This is a genomic window from Pseudomonas sp. P4_C3 (assembly GCF_056402075.1).
Map to the genome: position 1 here is coordinate 1 of NZ_JBFUIC010000619.1, position 1,328 is coordinate 1,328.

Sequence of the window (1,328 nt, forward strand, 5' to 3'; positions counted from 1 at the left end):
CGGCCTCGTTGCCGGTCGCGAAGCTGAGCACGGGCGCGTCGTTGCTGCCGGTAATGGTGACGGTCACCAGCTGGGTGTCGACGCCGCCGAGGCCGTCGCTGACCTGCACCGTGAACACGTCATCGTGGCTCTCGCCCGCCTTCAGCGACTGCACCGCACTGGCAACGCCGTCGCTGCCATTGGCCAGGGTGTAGATCCACTGGCCGGTGGTGTCCACCGCGATCGAACCGTAGGTGCCGGTGGACGCGCCATTGATGGTCCAGGTCGCCGTGGCATCGTGATCGATGTCGGCCGAGCTGAACTGGCCAYTGACGCTGAGKGTGGTGTCTTCCTGCACCGCGCCSGCCKCRTTGCCGGTCGCGAAGCTGAGCACGGGCGCGTCGTTGCTGCCGGTRAYGGTGACGGTCACCAGCTGGGTGTCGACGCCGCCGAGGCCGTCGCTGACCTGCACCGTGAACACGTCATCGTGGCTCTCGCCCGCCTTCAGCGMCTGCACCGCACTGGCRACKCCRTCGCTGCCATTGGCCAGSGTGTAGGTCCACTGGCCGGTGGTGTCCACGGCGATTGCGCCGTAGRTGCCTGTCGACGCGCCATTGATGGTCCAGGTYGCCGTGGCATCGTGATCGATGTCGGYCGAGCTGAACTGGCCRCTGACGCTGAGCKTGRTGTCTTCCTGCACYGCGCCSGCCKCRTTGCCSGTCGCGAARCTGAGCACGGGCGCGTCGTTGCTACCGGTAATGGTGACGGTCACCAGTTGGGTGTCGACGCCGCCGAGGCCGTCGTTGACCTGCACCGTAAACACGTCATCATGGCTCTCGCCTGCCTTCAGCGCCTGCACCGCACTGGCGACCCCATCGSTGCCATTGGCCAGCGTGTAAGTCCACTGGCCGGTGGTGTCCACGGCGATCGAACCGTAGATGCCCGTATCCGTACCCGCAATGCTCCAGGTCGCCGTGGCATCGTGATCGATGTCGGYCGMGCTGAACTGGCCGTTCACGCTGAGCGTGGTGTCTTCCTGCACCGCGCCGGCCGCATTGCCCGTCGCGAAGCTGAGCACTGGCGCATCGTTGCTGCCGGTGACGGTGACGGTCACCAGCTGGGTGTCGACGCCGCCGAGGCCGTCGCTGACCTGCACCGTAAACACGTCCTCATGACTCTCGCCCGCCTTCAGCGACTGCACCGCACTGGCAACTCCGTCGCTGCCATTGGCCAGGGTGTAGATCCACTGGCCGGTGGTGTCCACCGCGATCGAACCGTAGGTGCCGGTGGACGCGCCATTGATGGTCCAGGTCGCCGTGGCATCGTGATCGATGTCGGCCGAGCTGAAC

At 66.5% G+C, this 1,328-nt stretch carries 1 protein-coding gene; it reads right to left on the reverse strand.

Going from position 1 to position 1,328, the window contains the following annotated elements; all coding sequences use genetic code 11:
• The coding region (locus AC1DVH_RS31225) for a VCBS domain-containing protein (protein ID WP_477757035.1) at positions 1-1,328 on the reverse strand (1,328 nt) is incomplete at both ends.